Here is a 20,376-nt window from a genome sequence, read left to right on the forward strand (position 1 = left end):
ATACGCTCCGGACATGACCGACTCCTTCGACGGCCAGAACCCGGTCCCCGGGTTGCCACTGCACGACCTGGCGGGCTTCACCCATCGTTGGGTCGAGGGGGACGGCGTCCGGCTGCACGTCGTGGAAGGCGACCGGTCGGCGGGCCCCACCGTCGTCCTGCTCGCCGGATTCCCGCAGACCTGGTGGGCCTGGCGCACGGTGATGCCCGCCCTCGCCGAGCGCTTCCATGTGATCGCGGTCGACCTCCCCGGACAGGGCCACTCCGAGCGCCCGCACGGCAGTTACGACACGCACACCGTCGCCGCGCATGTCCAGGCGGCGCTGAGCGCGCTCGACGTGCCGACGTACTGGCTCGTCGCCCATGACATCGGGGCCTGGGTCGCCTTCTCGCTGGCCCTGAAGTACGAGGAGCACCTGCACGGCGTCGCGCTGCTCGACGCCGGCATCCCCGGCATCACCCTCCCGGAATCCGTCCCGCTCGATCCCGAACGAGCCTGGAAGACCTGGCACTTCGCGTTCCACCTGGTACCCGAACTGCCCGAGACACTCCTCACCGGTCGCGAGCGCGCCTACGTGGACTGGTTCCTGCGGGCCAAGACGCTGTCCCCGGACACGTTCGACGACGCCGAGGTCGACCAGTACGCCGCCGCCATCGCGGCCGAGGGCGGGCTTCGTGCCTCGCTCGCCTACTACCGTGACGCCCCGAGGTCGGCGCGTGCGAACCGTGACGCTCTTGAGCGGGGACGTCTGACCGTCCCGGTCCTCGGCATCTCCGGCTCCCACGGCTCGATCCCGGACATGGCCGCCTCCCTCGGCCCCTGGGCGGAGAACACGACCGGTGTCGTCATCCCGGAGGCCGGCCACTTCATTCCCGACGAGCAGCCCGGCGCGGTCGTTCAAGCGCTGACCGCGTTCCTCGATCAGGAGCGCGCCGGGTGGTCCGCCGTCGCCACCTCCCGTGCCCACCGGTAGTCCGCCTTGCCGCTCGGTGAGCGGTGGATCGTGTCGGTGAGGACGAGCTGGCGGGGGATCTTGTAGCCGGCCAGCCGGGTACGGCAGTGGGTCCGCAGCTCCGACAGGGAGAGGCGGGGCGCGCCCGCGCGGAGCTGCACCACGGCCGCCACATGGTTGCCCCAGACGGCGTCCGGCACCCCGGCGACCAGCGCGTCGTACACGTCCGGATGCGCCTTGAGGGCCTGTTCGACCTCCTCCGGGTAGACCTTCTCGCCGCCGGTGTTGATGCACTGGGAGCCCCGGCCGAGCACGGTGAGGACGCCGTCCGCGTCGACGGTGGCCATGTCGCCGAGCAGCACCCAGCGCACCCCGTCCCGTTCGAAGAAGGTCTCGGCGGTCTTGCGGGGGTCGTTGTAGTAGCCGAGCGGGACATGCCCGCACTGCGCGACCCGGCCGGTATCCCCCGGGGCGACCGGCTCATGGGATACCGGATCGACCACCCGGGTACGGGAGTTGACCCGCAGGCGGAAGCCGCGCTCGGGCCCGGAGTCCGCCGTCGCCGTGCCGTTGAAGCCGGACTCGGAGGAACCGAAGTTGTTCAGCAGCACGGCGTTCGGGACGAGTGCGGCGAACTGCCTGCGCACCGTCTCCGACATGATCGCGCCGGACGAGGAGACGCTGAACAGCGCCGAGCAGTCGGTGTTCTTCATGGGCCCGTTCAGCGCGTCGATCAGCGGGCGCAGCATCGCGTCGCCGACCAGGGACATGCTGGTGACCTTCTCCCGCTCGACCGTGCGCAGCACCTCCTCGGGCACGAACCTGCGGTGCAGCACGACGCGTTGGCCGAAGTTGAAGCCGATGAAGGCGGTGAGCGTCGAGGTGCCGTGCATCAGCGGGGGAGTGGGGAAGAAGGTGATGCCGGAGCCGCCCGCGGCGACCCGCTCGGCCAGCTCCTCGGGCGTCTTCACCGGCTCACCCGTCGGCGCGCCACCGCCGAGCCCCGCGAAGAACAGGTCCTCCTGGCGCCACATCACACCCTTCGGCATACCGGTCGTACCGCCCGTGTAGATGATGAACTGGTCGTCCCCGGAACGGGCCTGGAAGCCGCGCTCCGGCGAACCCGACGCCTCGGCGCGCGCGAAGTCCCGCGCCGTACCGATCCCGGCCGGGCCCGGCCCGACCCGCAGCAGATGCCGCAGCCCCGGCGCGCGCGGGACCGCCGCGCCCACCCGGTCCTCGAACTCCGCGTCATAGACCAGCGCCACCAGATCCGCGTCCCGGTAGAGGTACACCAACTCCTCTTCGACATAGCGGTAGTTGACGTTCACCGGGACGATCCGGGCCTTCAGGCAGGCCAGTACCGTCTGCACGTACTCGACGCCGTTGTACAGATGCAGGCCCAGATGCTCCCCGGGACGGATCCCGCTGTCGGCGAGGTGATGCGCGAGACGGTTGGCCGCCGCGTCCAACCCGGCGTACGTCAACCGGCGTTCCGCCCCCGTGCCGGGATGGTCGAGATATACGAGCGCCTCGCGGTCCGGCACCGCGTCGACCACCGACTCGAACAGGTCGGCAAGGTTGTACTCCACCGCTCCTCCTGACCCCGTCGGTCCGTCCGGACATCAGCAGAGCAAAGCCCGCCGCAACTGGGAAGGCCCCGGAACAAAAGAAACTGACTGAGCGTCAGAAAACTCTTGAAGTGCCCGCCCGACTCCTGCAACCTGTTCTCGTTCTCACCGAACCGAGGGGAGAGGCCCATGGGCGGGACGGAACACCTCACCGTGCGACGCGAGGGCGCCACGCTGGTGCTCACGCTCGACCGGCCCGAAGCCAGGAACGCGCTGTCGCTGCCGATGCTCGTCGGCCTCTACGACGGCTGGCTGGAAGCCGACGCGGACGACACGGTCCGCTCGATCGTGCTCACCGGGGCCGGCGGCTCCTTCTGCTCCGGCATGGACCTGAAGGCACTGGCCGGCGACGGCATGCGCGACCAGGCACACCACGACCGGCTCAAGGACGACCCCGACCTGCACTGGAAGGCGATGCTGCGCCACCATCGCCCCCGCAAACCGGTGATCGCCGCCGTCGAGGGCCCCTGCGTCGCGGGCGGCACCGAGATCCTCCAGGGCACCGACATCCGGGTCGCGGCCGAGTCCGCCACCTTCGGCCTGTTCGAGGTCCGGCGCGGACTCTTCCCGATCGGCGGCTCCACCGTCCGCCTGCCACGCCAGATCCCGCGCACCCATGCCCTGGAGATGCTGCTCACCGGCCGCCCCTACAGCGCCCGGGAGGCCGCGGACATCGGACTGATCGGCCATGTCGTGCCCGACGGCACCGCCCTCGGCAAGGCGCTGGAGATCGCCGAGCTGATCAACGCGTGCGGCCCGCTCGCCGTCGAGGCCGTGAAGGCGAGCGTGTACGAGAGCGCCGAGCTGACCGAGACCGAGGGGCTCGCCGCCGAACTCGCCCGCGGCCTGCCCGTCTTCGCCACTGCCGACGCCAAGGAAGGCGCCCGCGCCTTCGCGGAGAAACGGCCCCCCGACTTCCGGCGCGCCTGACCGGCGGAGTCCCGATGCCCGACGCCCTCGAACAACGCGCCTGACCCGAGGAGCCCCCGATGCCCGACGTCCGCAAAGCGCCCCTCGTCCTCGAATTCCCCTTCACCCGCTCCCTCGGCCCCGTCCAGCGCGCCTTCCTCACCGGACTGCGCGAACGCGTCGTCCTCGGCGTGCGCACCACCGCCGGACGCGTCCTCGTGCCGCCCGCCGAGTACGACCCCGACACCGCCGAGGAACTCCACGACCTGGTGCCCGTCGCCGCCACCGGCACCGTCACCACCTGGGCCTGGAACCACGCCCCCCGCCCCGGCCGGCCCCTCACCGGCCCCTTCGCCTGGGCCCTGGTCCGCCTCGACGGCGCCGACACCGCCCTGCTGGGCGCCCTCGACGCCCCCGGCCCCGACGCCGTACGCACCGGCATGCGGGTACGCGTCCGCTGGGCCGCCGAACGCACCGGCGCCATCACCGACATCGCCTGCTTCGAGCCGTACGACGGCCCCCCGGAGCAACCCGCCCCGCACCCGGGCGAGTTCGAGAACCCGGTCACCGGAATCGTCGCCCCCGCCCGGCTCGACTACACCTACACACCCGGCCGCGCCCAGTCCGAGCACCTCGACGCGCTGGCCGAGCGGAAGATCGTCGGCGAGCGCTGCCCCGGCTGCCGCAAGGTCTACGTCCCGCCCCGCGGCGCCTGCCCCACCTGCGGCATCGCCACCACCGAACACGTCGAGGTGGGCCCGCGCGGCACCGTCACCACCTTCTGCGTCGTCAACATCAAGGCGCGCAACCTCGACATCGACGTGCCCTACGTCTACGCGCACATCGCGCTCGACGGCGCCGACCTCGCCCTGCACGCCCGGATCGGCGGCATCCCCTACGACCGGGTGCGCATGGGCCTGCGGGTGGAACCGGTGTGGACCGCGGGCGCCCCGCACCCCGACCACTACCGCCCCACCGGCGAACCCGACGCCGACTACGACACCTACAAGGAGCTGCTGTGACCCGGCAGATCGCGGTCGTCACCTACAGGGAGCTGCTGTGACCCGGCAGATCGCGGTCGTCGCCTTCGCGCAGAGCGACCACCGGCGCAGCACGGACGAACTGTCCGAGGTCGAGATGCTGATGCCGGTCCTGCACGAGGTCCTCGCGCGCACCGGCCTGAAGACCGCCGACATCGGCTTCACCTGCTCCGGCTCCAGCGACTACCTCGCCGGGCGCGCCTTCTCCTTCACCATGACCCTCGACGGCGTGGGCGCCTGGCCGCCGATCTCCGAGTCCCATGTGGAGATGGACGGCGCCTTCGCCCTGTACGAGGCCTGGTCCAAGCTGCTCACCGGGGACGCCGACACCGCCCTCGTCTACGCCTACGGCAAGTCCTCGCCCGGCTCGCTGCGCGATGTGCTCACCCGGCAGCTCGACCCCTACTACCTCGCCCCGCTGTGGCCCGACTCCGTGGCCCTCGCCGCGCTCCAGGCACAGGCCCTGCTCGACGCCGGGGACACCGACGAACCCGCGCTCGCCGCCATCGGCGCCCGCAGCCGCGCCGCCGCTACCGCCAACCCGCACGCCCAGCTGCGCGGCCCGGTACCGCGGGGCGATCACCTCGTACGGCCCCTGCGCACCGGCGACTGCCCGCCCATCGGCGACGGCGCCGCCGCGGTGATCCTCGCCGCCGGCGACCGGGCCCGGCGGCTGTGCCCGCGACCCGCCTGGATCCGGGGCCTGGACCACCGCATCGAGCCCCACTCGCTCGGCGCCCGCGACCTCACCGACTCACCCTCCACGCGGCTCGCCGCCGAACGAGCCGGCGCCTTCGAACGGCCCGTGGACACCGCCGAGTTGCACGCCCCCTTCAGCTCCCAGGAGGTGGTCCTGCGCAAGGCGCTGCGGCTCGGCGAGGAGGTGTGCGTCAACCCCTCCGGCGGGGCCCTCGCCGCCAACCCCGTCATGGCCGCCGGACTCATCCGCATCGGCGAGGCCGCCGCCCGCATCCACCGGGGCGCCTGTGACCGCGCCCTCGCGCACGCCACCTCCGGCCCCTGCCTCCAGCAGAACCTGGTCGCCGTACTCGAAGGGGATCCGCGATGAGCAAGGAGCCCGTGGCCGTCACCGGCATCGGCCAGAGCAAGCACGCGGCCGCCCGCCGCGATGTCTCGCTCGCCGGGCTCGTCCGCGAGGCGGCCCAACGCGCGCTGGACGACGCCGAGTTGGGCTGGGCCGACATCGACGCCGTGGTCATCGGCAAGGCGCCCGACTTCTTCGAGGGCGTGATGATGCCTGAGCTGTACCTCGCCGACGCCCTCGGCGCCGTGGGGAAACCCCTGCTGCGCGTGCACACCGCGGGCTCCGTCGGCGGCTCCACCGCGCTGGTCGCCGCCAACCTCGTGGCCGCCCGGCTGCACGGCACCGTCCTCACCGTCGCCTTCGAGAAGCAGTCCGAGTCCAACGCCATGTGGGGACTGTCCCTGCCCATCCCCTTCCAGCAGCCCCTGCTCGCCGGGGCGGGCGGCTTCTTCGCCCCGCATGTGCGCGCCTACATGCGGCGCAGCGGCGCCCCCGACACCGTCGGCGCGCTGGTCGCCCACAAGGACCGGCGCAACGCGCTGAAGAACCCGTACGCGCATCTGCACGAACACGACATCACCCTGGAGAAGGTGATGGCGGCGCCGATGCTCTGGGACCCCGTCCGCTACTCCGAGACCTGCCCCTCCTCCGACGGCGCCTGCGCCATGGTGCTCACCGACCGCGCCGGAGCGGCCCGCGCGCCCCGGCCGCCCGCCTGGCTGCTCGGCGGCGCCATGCGCAGCGAACCCACCCTGTTCGCGGGCAAGGACTTCGTCTCCCCGCGGGCCGGCCGGGACTGCGCCGCCGATGTCTACCGGCAGGCCGGGATCACCGATCCGCGCCGGGACATCGACGCCGTCGAGATGTATGTGCCGTTCTCCTGGTACGAGCCCATGTGGCTGGAGAACCTGGGCTTCGCCGAGGAGGGCGAGGGCTGGAAGCTCACCGAGGCCGGGGTGACCGCGCTCGACGGCGACCTCCCCGTCAACATGTCGGGCGGGGTGCTGTCCACCAACCCCATCGGCGCCTCCGGCATGCTCCGCTTCGCCGAGGCCGCCCTCCAGGTACGCGGCCAGGCCGGGGAGCACCAGGTGCCGGGGGCCAGGAAGGTGCTCGGGCACGCGTACGGCGGCGGATCGCAGTTCTTCGCCATGTGGCTGGTCGGCGCCGAACCGCCGGAGCGCTGAACGTCCTCCCCACGTGGGCTGTTGGGCACCGTGAGCGGTCGCTAGGCTGACCCGCGGACGACGACACCGGGAGGAGCACGGACGTGGCCGAGAGCACCACCCAGCACATGCCGCTCAAGGGATGGGACAAGCCGGACCTGGACCTCAGCGAGGCCGAGTGGCAGTCCAGCAGCCGAGGCAGGGGCGATGTCCAGATCGCCTTCGTCGAGGGCTTCATCGCGATGCGCAACAGCGAGCGACCGGAGAGCCCCTCCCTGATCTTCACCCCCGCGGAGTGGGGCGCCTTCGTCTCCGGCGCGCGGGAAGGGGAGTTCGACCTCACCTGAGGACGGGCCGGACCGCGGGCCTGATCTGAACCGGGGGTGTTGCGCGCCGATTTCCGGACACGCGACCTACAGCGCCCTGCCGGGGCCGATGCCTGATGGAGGCTGGCCCCAGCAAGGGAGAAGGTCGTGTTCCGGAGGTGAGGAAGCATGAGCGCTGCGCCGGTCATCGCCGCGGTGGACGGTTCCGAGGACAGTCTGCGCGCGATGGAGTGGGCGGCGGACGCCGCCCGTCGCCGTGCGGCACCGCTGCGGGTGGTCCATGTCCGCCAGTACGCCGCCTGGGGGCAGACCGACGTCCTGGTGGCCGGGCCGCCCGAGGAGGAGGGCGATCCCGTCCTCGACGAGGTGCGCGCCCGGCTCGCGGGTCACGCGCCCGAGACCGTGGAGTACATCGCGCTGGAGGGGGCGCCCGGCGCGGTGCTGCCCGAACTGGGCGTCGACGCCCAGCTGATGGTGCTCGGCTCCCGGGGGCGCGGCGGCTTCGCCAGCCTGCTGCTCGGCTCCAACAGCCTCGCCGCCGCGCGGGACGCCGAGTGCCCGGTGGTCGTCGTACCCCCGCCCGACCGGGAGGTGCACGGTGAGGGAGCGGCCGAGCCCGGAGCCCGGGTGGTGGTCGGCGTGAACGTCGACAGCCCCGACGAGGCCACGCTCGCCTTCGCCTTCACCGAGGCGGCCCTGCGCGGCGCCCGGGTCCAGGTGATCGCCGCCTACCCATGGCCCCTGCAGACCTGGTCGGCGCCGGGCCAGCTGGTGCCGCCCATGCCCGACGAGGAGGCCATCGCGAACGAGACCCGGGCGCTCGCCGAGGGCTTCCTCGCCCCGCACCGCGAGCGCCACCCGGGCGTCCGCGCGGACTCGCAGGCGCTGCCGGGCGACGCGGCGGGCAACCTCGTGGCCGCCTCCCGCGACGCCGAACTGGTCGTCGTCGGCCGCCATCGCCGCCGTCTGCTGGCCCCGGCCCGCATGATGGGCTCCGTGACCCAGGCCGTCCTGCTGCACGCGGCCGCCCCGGTCGCGGTCCTTCCGCCGACGCCGGGGGAGGGATGAGCGGATGAGGTGAGGGCGGTGGTGGAGACGCGCCGGTCCGCCGGGGCGGCGCGGGTCGCCCGTGCGGTGGTGGTGCGCGCGGGTGGTGGGCAGCGCCGCGCTGTTCGCCGTCAGGGGCCCGTGTCGCCGTTCGGGTGCGTGGGGGCGATGGGTCGCGGGGGCGGGCTGGCGGACGTGCGGCGTGCGGTCCGCGTCCCGTGCCGGTGGGTGCGGTGCCTGGCGAGCGTGGGCGGTCCGCGCGGTGCCGCAGCAAGAGCCGTGCTGCTTGTCGGCAGCGACCCGTTTCGCCGTTCGGGTGCGTGTGTTTGAGTGCGGGGCCGGTGGGTTGCGGGGGTCGGTCGCCCGGCATGCGGCGCGCGATCGCCGACCCGGCCCGTGCCGGGGCGCTCAGGAGTGCGCCGGTCGGTGCGGTGAGCGTGGGCCACGGGCCGCGCAGGGCGCCGGGAAGGCCCCGCGCGGTTCGCCGGTCCGCTTCCGGTCCGTCGGCGGTCCGCCTCGTACGGCAGGCGCCGGTACGACCCCGGCCCCCACGCCCCGTCGGGCCGGCGCCTCCCCACACCCCGCCACCGCGCCCGCCCCCCCATACGACGGCGCCCAGCGGCCCCCGCACCCCGGCCCCCTCGACCCCGCAGGCCCCGCACAGCCGACCGCCTCCCCCGATGAGGGCGCCCCCCCCCGCGGCCTTCGTGCCTCTGTCCGCCCCCGCGTCGCGGCCCCCTCGACCCCGCGGCCCCACACAGCCGGTCACCCCCGTCCGGCCCTCCCCGTCAGCTGCCCCGCACACCACCTTCCGCCCCTCCCCGGCACGCCTTTGGCCGCCCCACCACTCGGGTGCCCGCAGGTCACTCAGTTCTGTCGGGGCACGTACCATGGCGGCATGTCGTTCCTCCGCCGCCGCAGCGCCACTCCCGCCGGACCCGACTTCGACGTGCTGGCCATGGACCCGGGCGACTGGCCGGGCAATCTCGGTGCGGGTCTGCTGCCCGCGCCCGACGGCACCTGTCAGGGTGTCTTCCTGCGCTACGACCTCTTCGGCGGCCGCGGCCCCGCGATGATCATCGGCAATCTGCCGCAGGGCTCCCCGGCCCGTGAGGTGGCCGAGGAGGAGATCCCCTTCGAGGTGGGCCAGCTGCTGCTGGCGCTGGAGAACGACGAGGAGGTCACCGTCGTCGGCACCGAGGACACCCCGGTGCTCCAGGGCGACAACCTCCTCATCGTGCGCCGGCTGAAGCTCTCCGAGGGCCGGATCTCCTGTGTGCAGTTCGACCGCAGCGACGGCGTCCTCGTGACCATCGCCGCCTGGGACCGACCCATCACCGACGACCTGTACGCCCTGCTGAAGCCGCTCCCGGCGGAGCTTTTCCAGCAGGGCTGAGGCCCGGCAGCGGTCAGCTCGCCGAGTTCTCCACGGTCACGTCCGCCGCACGGACGAACTCGACCCGGTGGCCGTACTGGATCTCGTAGTAGAGATCGTTGCCCCGCACCACCTGGTGCGAGTCCGGGGTGAAGGTGACCGAGTAGTAGTACTCGCCCGGCATCTCGTCACCGACCACGTACTTCTGCCCGGCCGGAACGGTGTACGGCAGCGCCACCACCGACTGGGCGGGCACCCCCGCCGGGTAGGCGGACTTCTCCGGGTAGGCGCGGCCGTAGACCGGAATGCTGGTCAGCCCCTCCTTCGGAGTGATCACCATTCCCTTGGCGGAGACGGCCGTCGGCTGCTTCGCCGGGTTCCGGAACCACGCCTTCTGGCCGAGGTACCAGATGGCCGTCCAGTCGCCCCAGTGATCGGCGACCGCGTACTGCTGGCCGGTGGAGGCCCGCGAGGACACATCGTTGACATCGATCGTCGGCGTCGTACCGAGCCCGATGTCCTTGATCAGCGGCGCGTTCACATCATGGTCCGAGTACAGCCGCACCTCGCTGGAGGCGTGCGCCGCGCAGGGCTCGCCCGCCGTGGTGCAGCCCGTGTAGGCCGGCTGGTTGGCGGCGTAGTCCGGCCGGATGGTCACCAGCCCGCCCTGCCTGCCCGCGGTCTTCTTGAACGGGTGGCCGAGCAGCTGGAAGTAGTGCGCCCAGTCCCAGTACGGCCCGGGGTCGGTGTGCATCCCGGAGATGGTGGACGCGGTCGGTCCGGGCACATTGTCATGGCCCAGGATGTGCTGCCGGTCCAGCGGAATGCCGTACCGCGCGGACAGGTACTTCACCAGCCGCGCCGAGGACCGGTACATCGCCTCGGTGAACCAGGCGTCCGGGTCGGTCAGGAATCCCTCGTGCTCGATGCCGATCGAGCGCGCGTTGACGTCCCAGTTGCCCGCGTGCCAGGCCACGTCCTTCGCCTTGACGTGCTGGGCGATCAGCCCGTCGGTGGAGCGGATGGTGTAGTTCCAGGACACATAGGTCGGATCCTGGATCAGGTTCAGGACCCCGTCCCAGGCGCCCTCGGTGTCATGGATGACGATGTACTTGATCGCCTGCGACGCGGGCCGGTCGCCGAGGTCGTGGTTGCCGTAGTCGTCGTCGCCGAACTGCGCGTACGCCGCCGGGAGCCACTCGCAGGACACCGACTTCGGGCACTCCGCGCCGTCGTCCTTGACGGTGCGCAGCCCGGTCCGGGACAGCTGCGCGGTGTCCGGGGCGAGCCCCGGCTCGGCGGCCAGGGCGACCCGCTGCCCGGCGTCCGTGGTGCGCCGCTCACCCGTGTGCAGCACGTCGTACACATCGTTGGCGTACGCCGCCGCCGTCGCCGTGTCGTCGGCGCCGGAGAAGCGGGCCACCGCGCCGTACCAGTCGGCCGGGTCGGCACTCAGCGGCTCGCCCAGCCGCTGCTGCGCGGCGGCCAGCAGGGCGGCGCCGCCGGAGATGTTCGCCGCCGGGTCGGTGCGCAGCTTCGCGGCCGGGATGCCGGTCAGCTTCGCCGCCTGGGGCAGGGTCTTCAGCCGGTCCGGCAGCGCCGAGTCGGCCGGCAGCTTCGCCTCGGGGTGCAGGGCGGGGCGGGAGCTGTCGCCGCGAGCGTCCTCGGTACCGTCGGCGAAGTGCTCCGTGGCGGCGATCGCCGTACGGGCGTCCGTGAGGTGCATCGGGCCGTAGCCGCCGGACACGCTGGGCGCGCCGCCGTGGTAGTCCCAGCGGGACTGGAGGTAGGAGACGGCCAGCAGCACACTCCCCGGCACGTGGTACTCGGCGGACGCGGAGGCGAACGCCGACTGCAGCCGGTCGGGGGAGGAGTCCGGGGCGCTCTGGGCGGGGGCCGCGCCGAACAGCGGCAGCAGCAGGGCCGCCGCGGCGAGCGGTACGGCGGCCCGCCTCAGATGTCTGTGGCCGGGCGTGGACGGGGAATCAGGGGCGGAACCTCGCAATGCGGCCTCCTGTGACGGGCGGGCGTGGCGGGGCGTGCGGCGCCGAACTGGGTCAGTGGTATCGGCTGGCCGACGATCCGTCAATGATGCAGTCGCCAAGGAGATTTCCCACGTCACGACGGGTTTCGGCGAGTTTCGCGACGGCGGTGGGCGGGCCTGCGGGGCGTCAGTGGCGTAGACCAATGGGCCGCGTCGCTGGTCGCGGCCGTACGGTCGTGGTGCGGCGCGGGCCGTACGGCGCCAGGTGCTCGCCGGCGCCCGGCCGAAACGATTCCCCCGGGCAGTGGCGTCCGTACGCACGAGGGCCCGCGGTGCGCCGCCACTCCTGGCGCACCGCGGGCCCTCGCTTCTTCAGCGCGTGCCGACCGCCGCACGCACCGCCCTGCGGGCCATCTGGCAGTCGTCGTGCAGCCGCCGCAGCAGCAGCCGCTGCTCCTCGCCGGAGGGCACGGCGCCCGGGTGGGGCATACCGGGCGCCACCGGGGGCGGGTCCTGCATCGAGCGCTGGACGGCCGTCTCGTACCGGCGGATCTCCCGGGTCAGCAGCAGCATCAGATTCACCAGGAAGGCGTCCCGGGAGGCCGGGCCCGCCGACTGGGCGATCTGGCTGATCTGCCGCCGCGCCGCCGGGGCCTGACCGAGCACCAGCCACAGCGTGGCCAGGTCATGGCCCGGCAGGTACCAGCCGGCGTGCTCCCAGTCCACCAGCACCGGACCCGCCGGGGACACCAGGATGTTCGACAGCAGGGCGTCGCCGTGGCAGAACTGGAGCATGGCGCCCCGGCCCACCTCCTGCGCGATGCCGTGCAGCAGCTTCTGGAGATCGCCGAGATCCCGGTCGGTGAGCAGCCCCAACTCGTGGTAGCGGGACATCTGTTCGACATAGTCCAGGGGCATGTCGAACAGACCGGCGGCCGGCCGCCAGGCGTTCACCCGGCAGATCGCGCCCAGCGCCGCGCGGATGTCGGCGCGGGGCGGCGCCTCCATCGGATGCCGCTGAAGTGCCGCCACCCGGCCGGGCATCCGCTCGATCACCAGGGTGCAGTTGTCCGGATCCGCCGCGATCAGCCGGGGCGCCCGGACCGGGGGCCGGTGCCGGACGAACGAGCGGTATACGGCTATTTCGTGGCGGCTCCGCTCCGCCCATGCCGGCGCGTGGTCCAGCAGGCACTTGGCGACGGCCGTGCTGCGCCCGGTGGTGCCCACGAACAGCACGGAGCGCGCGCTGCGCCGCAGCACCTGGACCGGCGCGAACTCCGGGCAGATCCGCTGCACCGCGGCGAGCGCGGTGCGCAGCGGGGCGCCCTGGGGGCCGGAGAGGTCCAGTCTCCCGCTGAGCGGCGGGAAAGGCTGCCCCTGAACCCGCCGGGAGCGGGGCGCGCCCAGCACGGAGCCGCCCGGACGCACCGCCGGGTCGAGGTACGGTCCGCCGCCCGCCGGGCGGGGGCGCAACGGCCGAAGCGGGGCGGACACGGAGGACGATGCCGCGTACATGGGAGATACAGATCCCTTCGTTGCCTGCGGTGCCTGCCTGTGAGGTCCTTGCGTCAACCCGGCCCGGTCCCCGGGTACACCCTGGGGAATGTCCCCGGGGGGACCGGGTCGGGGTGGCGCTTTCCTACCTGACACCCGATGGCCCGTGGCACACCATCTGGCGCACCCTGGCGAACCCTGGCGAATAGTCGCCCGGCAACTCTCACCGGGCTACTGTCAACTCAGCCGAGAACCTGGGGGCTTGACGTGAGCGGACGACCCAACACCCGCCTTTCCGATCTGTTCGGCCTGGCCGGCTGGTCGAAGGGCGAACTCGCGAGACTGGTCAACAGGCAGGCGGCGGCCATGGGCCACCCCCAACTGGCGACCGACACCTCCCGGGTCCGGCGCTGGATCGACATGGGAGAGATCCCGCGCGATCCCGTGCCGCGGGTGCTGGCGGCTCTGTTCACCGAGCGTCTCGGCCGTGTCGTGACCATCGAGGACCTCGGTCTGGTGCGCCACGGGCGGGCAGGGAAACGGCAGGGCGACGGGATCGAGGAACATCCCGACGGAGTGCCGTGGGCGCCCGAGCGGACCGCCGCGGTCCTCACCGAATTCACGGGAATGGACCTCATGCTCAACCGACGCGGCTTGGTGGGCGCGGGTGCCGCGCTCGCCGCGGGATCCACACTCAGCAGCGCCATGCACGACTGGCTGCACACCGACCCGGTCCTCAAGGCGGACGGCCCCGCCCTGGACGACCCCCTGCACGCCGACCCCGCCGGTTTCGACCGCTACGAGGCCGCCCCCATCGGCTCGGAGGAGGTCGCGGAGCTGGAGCGCTCCGTCGAGGTCTTCCGGGCCTGGGACGCGGCCCGCGGCGGCGGCCTCCAGCGCAAGGCGGTGGTGGGTCAGCTCAACGAGGTGGGCGGCATGCTCGCCTACCGTCATCCACCCCACCTCCAGCGGCGCCTGTGGGGCGTCGCCGCCAATCTGGCCGTCCTCGCGGGCTGGATGTCCCATGACGTCGGCCTGGAGCCCACGGCGCAGAAGTACTTCGTCATCGCGGCGCACGCCGCCAGAGAGGGCGGTGACCGGCCGCGCGCCGGGGAGGCGCTGTCCCGGGCGGCCCGCCAGATGGTCCATCTGGGCCGGCCCGACGACGCGCTGGACCTGATGAAGCTCGCCCAGTCCGGCGCGGGCGAGCGCCTCCAGCCGCGCACGAAGGCGATGTTCCACACCATCGAGGCCTGGGCGCAGGCGGCGATGGGCAAGGGCCAGGCGATGCGCCGCACCCTCGGACAGGCGGAGGACCTGTTCGTGGCCGACCGGGGCGACGGCGAACCCCTCGACTGGATGCAGACCTTCAAGGCCGAGGACCTGTACGGCATGCAGGCCCTGGCCTACCGCACCCTGGCCGAGTTCGACCCGGACGCGGCCGTGCACGCCCAGCACTTCGCGGACCGGGCCCTGGCACTGCGCATCGACGGCCGGGAACGCTCGAAGATCTTCGACCATCTCTCCATGGCGTCGGCCTGCTTCATCGCCGACGACCCCGAACAGGCCGACCGCTACGCACGGCTCGCCCTGATGTCGATGGGCGCGAACTCCTCGCGCCGCACCTGGGACCGGCTGCGCCAGATGTACCGGCTCACCGCCGAGTACGCCGGATACCCGAGGATCCATGAACTGCGGGAGGAGATCAGGCTCGCCCTGCCCAAGCCGAGGAGCAAGGGCGCGAACAGCGCGCAGGCGTAAGGGCCCGCGCACCGTATTCCCTCATACCGGTCGGCGTATCCGGCGTCCGGTCGTATCCACTGTCCACCGGTGTCGGCTCAGGCGGTGACCCTGGCGACGAGCACACACGCGTCGTCCACCCGCCCGGCCCCGCCGAACTCCTCCACGAGCGCCCGCACGCAGTCCTGTGCGCCCCGGGCATCGTCGAACCGTGGGGCGAGGCCCAGCAGCCGGTCCACGGCCGCCGCCCGGCCCTGCCCGGGTACCAGCCCCTCGGTGTGCAGCAGGAGCAGATCGCCCGGTACGAGGTTCACCTCGGCCTGCCCGTAGACGGCACCCGAGGTGGCGCCGAGCAGCACTCCCGCGGGGGCGTCGAGCGCGCACCCCGTCCCGTCGCGGAACAGCAGCGGGGCGGGGTGTCCTGCCTGCCCCCAGACCAGGGTCCGGGTGGCGGGCCGGTAGCGGGCGCAGACGGCGCTGCCGAGGGCGGGCTGCACCGTGGCGTCGAGCAACTGGTTGAGCAAGGAGAGGAGTTGGCCGGGCTGGGTGCCGGTCATGGCCATGCCGCGCACCGCGCCGAGCAGGGTCGCCATGCCGGAGGCGACGGCCACCCCGTGCCCGGTGAGGTCGCCGACGCTGAGCAGCGTCTCGCCGTCGGCCAGCTCCAGCGCGTCGTACCAGTCCCCGCCGATCGGTGCCCCGCCGTCCGCGGGCAGCCGGTGCGCGGCGAGGTCCAGGGTCCGCGGGCCCTGGTGCGGGGGGCGCAGGGAGCCGCGCCAGGGCGGCAGCACGGCCTCCTGGAGTTCGGTGGCGACCCGGTGCTCGGTCTGCTCCCGCTGGCGGTGCCGGTGCAGCGAGTCATGCGTCTCGCGCACCGTGCGCCGGCTGCGCCGCAGCGTGCTGACATCGCGCAGCACGGCCCACATCGAGACGGTGCCGCCGTCGGCGCCGAGCACCGGCTCGCCCATCATGTGCACGCTGCGCACGGAGCCGTCGGGGCGGCACACCCGGAACTCGCCGTCGATCGGGCGGCCGTCGATCAGACAGTCCGTGACCATCGAGGTCAGTTTCGGACGGTCCTCCTCCACGACCAGCGAGGGCAGTTCGTCCAGGGTGAGGGCGGGCCGGGCGGGGTCGCGGCCGAGTATCCGGTACAGCTCCCCGGACCAGGACGCCTCGTCGGTGAGCAGGTTCCACTCCGCGCTGCCGACCCGGCTGAGCAGCGCGCCGCGCGGGGCGCCGACGGGGGCCGGGCGGACGGCGGGGGCCTCGGCGGGCTCCGGGGGCTCGACGGCCGGGGGCAGGGGCGCGGGTCCGTCGCGCAGTTGGGCCAAGTGGGCGTCTAAATCGTCCAGTTGATGCAGCGCCAGATCGTACAGGGCGCGCTGCCAGCGTTCCTCGGGGTCCGTGTCGTCGCAGCGGACGTCCCGCCGTACCGCGTCCACGTCGCCCTTGAGCCGCCGCGCCTGCGTGATCAGCGCCTCGACCGGGTCGTGCCCGGGTGGCTGGGCGGCTGGGCGGTCCGCGGAGACCGATGACGGCATTTCGCACTCCGAACGAAAAGGGGACGGCAGGGCCGGGCGGGACGGGGACCGTAACGACTCTCGCACAGCGCGGGGCGCGCCGTAAGGGATTTGGCAACACACGATACGGTGGTGCTTCCGGCATATGCCAGAGTCTTCCCGAAGCGATCCCCGAGCGCTCCGGAATGCCCGGTGGGGCGATCAAGTCGTAGACAATCTACGGGAGTTGACGGACCCGGCGGTCCCTCGACAAGACCCCCGGACCAGGCAGTCAACCGTCTGTTCGACGGCCCCGCGTTCCCGGCTGTTCGGGACCGGCCTGTACCCATCGAACTCTGACCGGATTTGGCGGCATGCGAAGGGCCTCTCCGGACTCCATAAAGGCATGGAGACCACCATCGAACTGCCCGCCCTCGCCCGGCTCGTGACCGCCGAGGACCAGGAGATCCCGCTCACGGCCACCCTGCGCTACACCACGGGCGACCCGCTCGCCGTCTTCGTGGACTTCCCGGCCGAGGCGGCGCTGGAGGGCGAGGACGTCAGCTGGACCTTCGCGCGCTCCCTGCTCGACCAGGGGCTGCGCACCCCGGCCGGACACGGCGATGTGCAGATCTGGCCCTACGGTCGCACCCGGACCGTCCTGGAGTTCCACTCGCCCTTCGGTCTCGCCCTGCTCCAGTTCCCCACCTCGACCCTGCGCCGCTTCCTGATGCGCAGCTACGAGGTGGTCGCGGCCGGCCAGGAGGACATGGCGACGGTGGTGGAGCGCGGGCTGAACGCGCTGTTCGGAGGGGTGTGAGGCGTCCGCCGGAGTTGTCCCGGTGCACCCCGGCCGGTTTTGAATATTGTTCACCTTCGCCTCACCGCACGGGTATGGACCCCGACGACCGGCGCGGGCACCCTGGCCCGCGGTGTGCCGCAGGGGCACTCCCGTGACCGAGGACGGACGAATGACACCGATCAGCCGAAGGGGCTTCGTGGGGCTGGGCGCATCCGTGGCGGCGGGAGTGGCGCTGGGCGCCACCACGCGCACCACCGCGGCGGCCGCCACCACGGCGACCGGCACGATCAAGGACGTCAAGCATGTGGTGATCCTGATGCAGGAGAACCGCAGCTTCGACCACTACTTCGGCCGCCTCAAGGGCGTGCGCGGCTTCGACGACCGCAGCGGCATCACCCTCAGCGGCAACTACTCCGTCTTCAACCAGCCGAACCTGCTCTCCCGCCAGTACCCGTGGAAGCTCAGCTCCACCCCCTCGGCGGCCGGCAAGGACGGCGAGACCCTCGCGCAGTGCAACGGCGACCTGCCGCACTCCTGGTCCTCGCAGCACTCCGCCTGGAACAAGGGCCGCCTGGACAACTGGGTCCTGGGCGTCGGCAACGTCCGCTCGCTCGGCTACCTGGACCGCTCCGACATCCCCTTCCACTACGCGCTCGCCGACAACTACACCATCTGCGACGCCTACTTCTGCTCCACGCTGAGCGCCACCGGCCCCAACCGCACCTACCTGTGGAGCGGCAAGGTCGACTCCTCCAGCAACGACGGCGGCGACGAGTCCGGCCTCACCTGGGGGACCTACGCCGAGTCGCTCCAGGCCGCGGGAGTGAGCTGGAAGGTCTACCAGAACGCCGCGGACAACTACGGCGACAACGCCTGCGCGTACTTCAGCACGTTCGCGAACGCCAAGGCGGGCGACCCGCTGTACGACCGGGGCATGTCCTCGGTGCCGAAGGCGACTGGCTCCACCCCGGACGACATCGCCGCCGCCATCAAGGCCGATGTCCAGGCGGGCACCCTCCCGCAGGTCTCCTGGGTGGTGGCCAACCAGGCGTTCTCCGAGCACCCCTACGCCCCGCCCGGCGACGGCGCCCACTTCGTCAACCTCGTCTACCAGGCCCTGGCCGCCGACGAGGACGTCTTCGACTCCACCGTCATGTTCCTCAACTACGACGAGAACGACGGCTTCTTCGACCACGTGCCCCCGCCGTCCCCGCCCGCCGGAACGGCCGGCGAGTTCCTCAACGGGGTGCCGTTCGGCTTCGGCTTCCGGGTGCCGATGATCGTCATCTCGCCCTGGACACGCGGCGGTTGGGTCTCCTCGGAGGTCTTCGAACACACCTCGGTGCTGCGCTTCCTGGAGACCTGGACGGCCGCCCTCGGCACGCCCGCGAAGTGCCCCAACATCAGCGACTGGCGGCGCACGGTGAGCGGCGACCTCACCGGTGTGTTCGACTTCGCCCACCCGGTCAAGGGCGCCGTCGCACTGCCCGCGACCAGCGTCATCGGCATCGACAACTGCACCCTGCTGCCCAACCCGGTGCCGACCGACAACGCGCTGCCCGCCCAGGAGTCCGGCACCCGCCCGGCCCGCGCGCTGCCGTACCAGCCGGGCGGCTATCTGGACCGCCTGGAGTTCGACGCGGGCGGCAAGACGCTCGCCTGGTTCGTCATGACCAACCAGGGCGCCCCCGCCTCCCGCGCGGCCCACTTCTCCATCCACCCCAACGCCTACCGGGACACCACCCCCTGGCAGTACACCGTGACCGCGGGCGGCACCGCCACCGACTACTTCAACATCGGCTCGGGCTACGGCGACGGCAAGTACGACCTGTCGATGGCCGGCCCCAACCGCTTCCTGCGCCGCTTCCAGGGCGACGCCACCAAGGCGGGCAAGTCCGCGGAGGTGAGCACCCGTTACGCGGTCGAGCCGGGCACCGGGAAGCTCGCCCTCTACTTCAAGATGACCAACTCCGGTGCGTCGTCGGTGAAGTTCACCATCACCTCCAACCACTACCGCTCCGACGGCCCCTGGACGTACACCGTCGCCGCCGGCGCCTCCACGGAGGACTTCTTCAACGCGGTCGCGTACAACAACGGCTGGTACGACTTCACGATCACCGTGGACTCCGACTCGACCTGGTCGCGCCGGTTCACCGGGCACCTGGAGACGGGCGCCGCCAGCGTCAGCGGCTGACCGCCGCGTACAGGTCCGGGCGCGGGGCGAGTTCGACGGCCACCCGGCCACCGCCCGCCAGCGCCCGGACCCCCGCCTCGGCGACGACCGAGGCGGCATAGCCGTCCCAGGCGCTCGGCCCGGTCACCCGGCCCGCCCGGACGGCGTCCACCCAGTCCTGCACCTCGCGGTCGTAGGCGTCGGCGAACCGCACGAGGTAGTCCGGCGCCACCTCCCGCCGGGCGCCGTCCGCGCGGGTGACCACCATGGCGTGCTCCTCGCCGATGCGCGCGCTGCCCGCCTCGCACACCGCCTCGCAGCGCACCTGGTAGCCGAACCCGCAGTTGACGAACACCTCGACGTCCACCAGGACCCCCCGCTCGGTCTCGAAGAGCACGAACTGCGGGTCGATCAGCCCCTCGGGCGCGCCGCCGGAGGACACCGGGCGCCGTACCGTCACCGCCGTCAGCTCCTCGCCCAGCAGCCAGCGGGCCGCGTCGATCTCGTGCGAGACCGAGCTGTTGATCAGCTGGGCGCTGGTGAAGCCGGGCGGCGAGGAGACATTGCGGTGGACGCAGTGCAGCATCAGCGGCCGGCCCAGGCCACCGCCGTCCAGCAGCGCCTTCAGGCGCAGGTACTCGGCGTCGTACCGGCGCATGAACCCGACCTGCGCCAGCCGCCGCCCGAGCCGTGCCTCGGCCGCCACGATCCGCAGCGCCCCGGCGGAGTCCGGCACCATCGGCTTCTCGCACAGCACCGGCAGATTCCGGGCGAACGCGGCGAGCAGCGCGGCCTCGTGCGCGGGCCCCGGGGAGGCGATCAGCACGGCGGCCACGCCCGGCGCGTCCAGCGCGGCCTCGGGGTCCGTGTGCACGCGCACCCCGGTGATGCCCGCGCCGGCCGCCCGCGCCCGCTCGATGTCGGGATCGGCGACGGCCGCGACCCGGGCGCCGCTGACCACCCGGTCCAGGCGCCGCACATGATCGGCCCCCATGCTCCCGGCCCCCAGCACCGCCACACCCAGCGGCTCACCCATGCGCGCGCTCCCTCACGTCGACGATTCCCGCGTAGCGTACGTCGACGGGGGAGCGCGTACTCAGGGGCCGCGGGGGCCCGTAGACACGGTCCGCAGAGTCAAGTGCTCACGGTCTGCGGGGACGGGTCGCTCAGGGTCCGCTGGGTCGAGTGCT

16 protein-coding genes are annotated in these 20,376 nt (G+C 72.6%); 11 read left to right on the plus strand and 5 right to left on the minus strand.

Annotation, left to right across the window (positions count from 1 at the left end):
• Nucleotides 1-13: 13 nt before the first annotated feature.
• Complete coding sequence (locus AB0N90_RS02000; RefSeq protein WP_365192286.1) at nucleotides 14-973, plus strand: alpha/beta hydrolase; 960 nt, start codon at nucleotides 14-16, stop codon at nucleotides 971-973.
• Here the strand turns inward: AB0N90_RS02000 and AB0N90_RS02005 are convergent.
• Nucleotides 922-2,544: an acyl-CoA synthetase gene (locus tag AB0N90_RS02005; protein ID WP_365192287.1), complete on the minus strand. Its 1,623-nt coding sequence runs from the start codon at nucleotides 2,542-2,544 to the stop codon at nucleotides 922-924. The genes AB0N90_RS02000 and AB0N90_RS02005 overlap by 52 nt on opposite strands.
• Nucleotides 2,545-2,712: 168 nt before the next feature.
• Between AB0N90_RS02005 and AB0N90_RS02010 the strand changes: the two genes are divergently transcribed.
• The 7 genes from AB0N90_RS02010 (at nucleotide 2,713) to AB0N90_RS02040 (ending at nucleotide 9,512) form a co-directional block, all read left to right on the plus strand.
• Nucleotides 2,713-3,513: a crotonase/enoyl-CoA hydratase family protein gene (locus AB0N90_RS02010; RefSeq protein ID WP_365192288.1), complete on the plus strand. Its 801-nt coding sequence runs from the start codon at nucleotides 2,713-2,715 to the stop codon at nucleotides 3,511-3,513.
• A 59-nt stretch (nucleotides 3,514-3,572) separates the two neighbouring features.
• Nucleotides 3,573-4,514 carry an OB-fold domain-containing protein gene (locus AB0N90_RS02015; RefSeq protein WP_365192289.1) on the plus strand — a complete coding sequence of 314 codons (942 nt, stop codon included), beginning with the start codon at nucleotides 3,573-3,575 and terminating at the stop codon, nucleotides 4,512-4,514.
• Between the two features lie 37 nt (nucleotides 4,515-4,551).
• Nucleotides 4,552-5,601 carry a thiolase domain-containing protein gene (locus AB0N90_RS02020; protein ID WP_365192290.1) on the plus strand — a complete coding sequence of 350 codons (1,050 nt, stop codon included), beginning with the start codon at nucleotides 4,552-4,554 and terminating at the stop codon, nucleotides 5,599-5,601.
• The gene (locus AB0N90_RS02025) at nucleotides 5,598-6,764 is read left to right on the plus strand and encodes a thiolase domain-containing protein (RefSeq protein ID WP_365192291.1); all 1,167 of its coding nucleotides are present in this window, start codon (nucleotides 5,598-5,600) and stop codon (nucleotides 6,762-6,764) included. Before AB0N90_RS02020 ends, AB0N90_RS02025 begins: the two co-directional genes overlap by 4 nt.
• A gap of 83 nt (nucleotides 6,765-6,847) precedes the next feature.
• On the plus strand, nucleotides 6,848-7,090 hold the full coding sequence (locus AB0N90_RS02030) for a DUF397 domain-containing protein (RefSeq protein ID WP_361670089.1): 243 nt from the start codon (nucleotides 6,848-6,850) through the stop codon (nucleotides 7,088-7,090).
• A gap of 147 nt (nucleotides 7,091-7,237) precedes the next feature.
• A complete protein-coding gene (locus AB0N90_RS02035) occupies nucleotides 7,238-8,137 on the plus strand; it encodes a universal stress protein (RefSeq protein WP_365192292.1) in 900 nt (299 codons plus the stop codon).
• A gap of 877 nt (nucleotides 8,138-9,014) precedes the next feature.
• Entirely contained in the window at nucleotides 9,015-9,512 is a 498-nt protein-coding gene (locus tag AB0N90_RS02040) for a hypothetical protein (protein WP_085563193.1), read from the plus strand.
• 13 nt (nucleotides 9,513-9,525) lie between these two features.
• On the opposite strand, the gene AB0N90_RS02045 is transcribed toward AB0N90_RS02040, so the two are convergent.
• Nucleotides 9,526-11,496, minus strand: coding sequence for a peptidoglycan recognition family protein (locus AB0N90_RS02045; protein WP_365192293.1), 1,971 nt, complete (start codon nucleotides 11,494-11,496; stop codon nucleotides 9,526-9,528).
• Between the two features lie 351 nt (nucleotides 11,497-11,847).
• On the minus strand, nucleotides 11,848-12,990 hold the full coding sequence (locus AB0N90_RS02050) for an aminoglycoside phosphotransferase family protein (protein WP_365192294.1): 1,143 nt from the start codon (nucleotides 12,988-12,990) through the stop codon (nucleotides 11,848-11,850).
• Between the two features lie 246 nt (nucleotides 12,991-13,236).
• Between AB0N90_RS02050 and AB0N90_RS02055 the strand changes: the two genes are divergently transcribed.
• Nucleotides 13,237-14,730, plus strand: a complete 1,494-nt coding sequence (locus AB0N90_RS02055; RefSeq protein ID WP_361670100.1) for a hypothetical protein — start codon at nucleotides 13,237-13,239, stop codon at nucleotides 14,728-14,730.
• A gap of 77 nt (nucleotides 14,731-14,807) precedes the next feature.
• On the opposite strand, the gene AB0N90_RS02060 is transcribed toward AB0N90_RS02055, so the two are convergent.
• Nucleotides 14,808-16,253, minus strand: a complete 1,446-nt coding sequence (locus tag AB0N90_RS02060) for a SpoIIE family protein phosphatase (RefSeq protein WP_365192295.1) — start codon at nucleotides 16,251-16,253, stop codon at nucleotides 14,808-14,810.
• Between the two features lie 364 nt (nucleotides 16,254-16,617).
• Here AB0N90_RS02060 and AB0N90_RS02065 point away from each other — a divergent pair, with 364 nt between their 5' ends.
• Nucleotides 16,618-17,031 carry an SsgA family sporulation/cell division regulator gene (locus AB0N90_RS02065; RefSeq protein ID WP_361670106.1) on the plus strand — a complete coding sequence of 138 codons (414 nt, stop codon included), beginning with the start codon at nucleotides 16,618-16,620 and terminating at the stop codon, nucleotides 17,029-17,031.
• Between the two features lie 151 nt (nucleotides 17,032-17,182).
• Nucleotides 17,183-19,207, plus strand: coding sequence for a phosphocholine-specific phospholipase C (locus tag AB0N90_RS02070; RefSeq protein WP_365192296.1), 2,025 nt, complete (start codon nucleotides 17,183-17,185; stop codon nucleotides 19,205-19,207).
• On the opposite strand, the gene AB0N90_RS02075 is transcribed toward AB0N90_RS02070, so the two are convergent.
• On the minus strand, nucleotides 19,197-20,222 hold the full coding sequence (locus tag AB0N90_RS02075) for a Gfo/Idh/MocA family oxidoreductase (protein WP_361670112.1): 1,026 nt from the start codon (nucleotides 20,220-20,222) through the stop codon (nucleotides 19,197-19,199). The genes AB0N90_RS02070 and AB0N90_RS02075 overlap by 11 nt on opposite strands.
• Nucleotides 20,223-20,376: the final 154 nt, after the last annotated feature.

Source organism: Streptomyces sp. NPDC093018 (genome assembly GCF_040684035.1).
GTDB classification, from domain to species: domain Bacteria; phylum Actinomycetota; class Actinomycetes; order Streptomycetales; family Streptomycetaceae; genus Streptomyces; species Streptomyces murinus.

Bases quoted from the DNA above. Each gene is read 5' to 3' on its own strand.
- AB0N90_RS02000 (WP_365192286.1), top strand. From the start codon at position 14: ATGACCGACTCCTTCGACGGCCAGAACCCGGTCCCCGGGTTGCCACTG.
- AB0N90_RS02010 (WP_365192288.1), top strand. From the start codon at position 2,713: ATGGGCGGGACGGAACACCTCACCGTGCGACGCGAGGGCGCCACGCTG.
- AB0N90_RS02015 (WP_365192289.1), top strand. From the start codon at position 3,573: ATGCCCGACGTCCGCAAAGCGCCCCTCGTCCTCGAATTCCCCTTCACC.
- AB0N90_RS02025 (WP_365192291.1), top strand. From the start codon at position 5,598: ATGAGCAAGGAGCCCGTGGCCGTCACCGGCATCGGCCAGAGCAAGCAC.
- AB0N90_RS02035 (WP_365192292.1), top strand. From the start codon at position 7,238: ATGAGCGCTGCGCCGGTCATCGCCGCGGTGGACGGTTCCGAGGACAGT.
- AB0N90_RS02040 (WP_085563193.1), top strand. From the start codon at position 9,015: ATGTCGTTCCTCCGCCGCCGCAGCGCCACTCCCGCCGGACCCGACTTC.
- AB0N90_RS02050 (WP_365192294.1), bottom strand. From the start codon at position 12,990: ATGTACGCGGCATCGTCCTCCGTGTCCGCCCCGCTTCGGCCGTTGCGC.
- AB0N90_RS02060 (WP_365192295.1), bottom strand. From the start codon at position 16,253: ATGCCGTCATCGGTCTCCGCGGACCGCCCAGCCGCCCAGCCACCCGGG.
- AB0N90_RS02065 (WP_361670106.1), top strand. From the start codon at position 16,618: ATGGAGACCACCATCGAACTGCCCGCCCTCGCCCGGCTCGTGACCGCC.
- AB0N90_RS02070 (WP_365192296.1), top strand. From the start codon at position 17,183: ATGACACCGATCAGCCGAAGGGGCTTCGTGGGGCTGGGCGCATCCGTG.
- AB0N90_RS02075 (WP_361670112.1), bottom strand. From the start codon at position 20,222: ATGGGTGAGCCGCTGGGTGTGGCGGTGCTGGGGGCCGGGAGCATGGGG.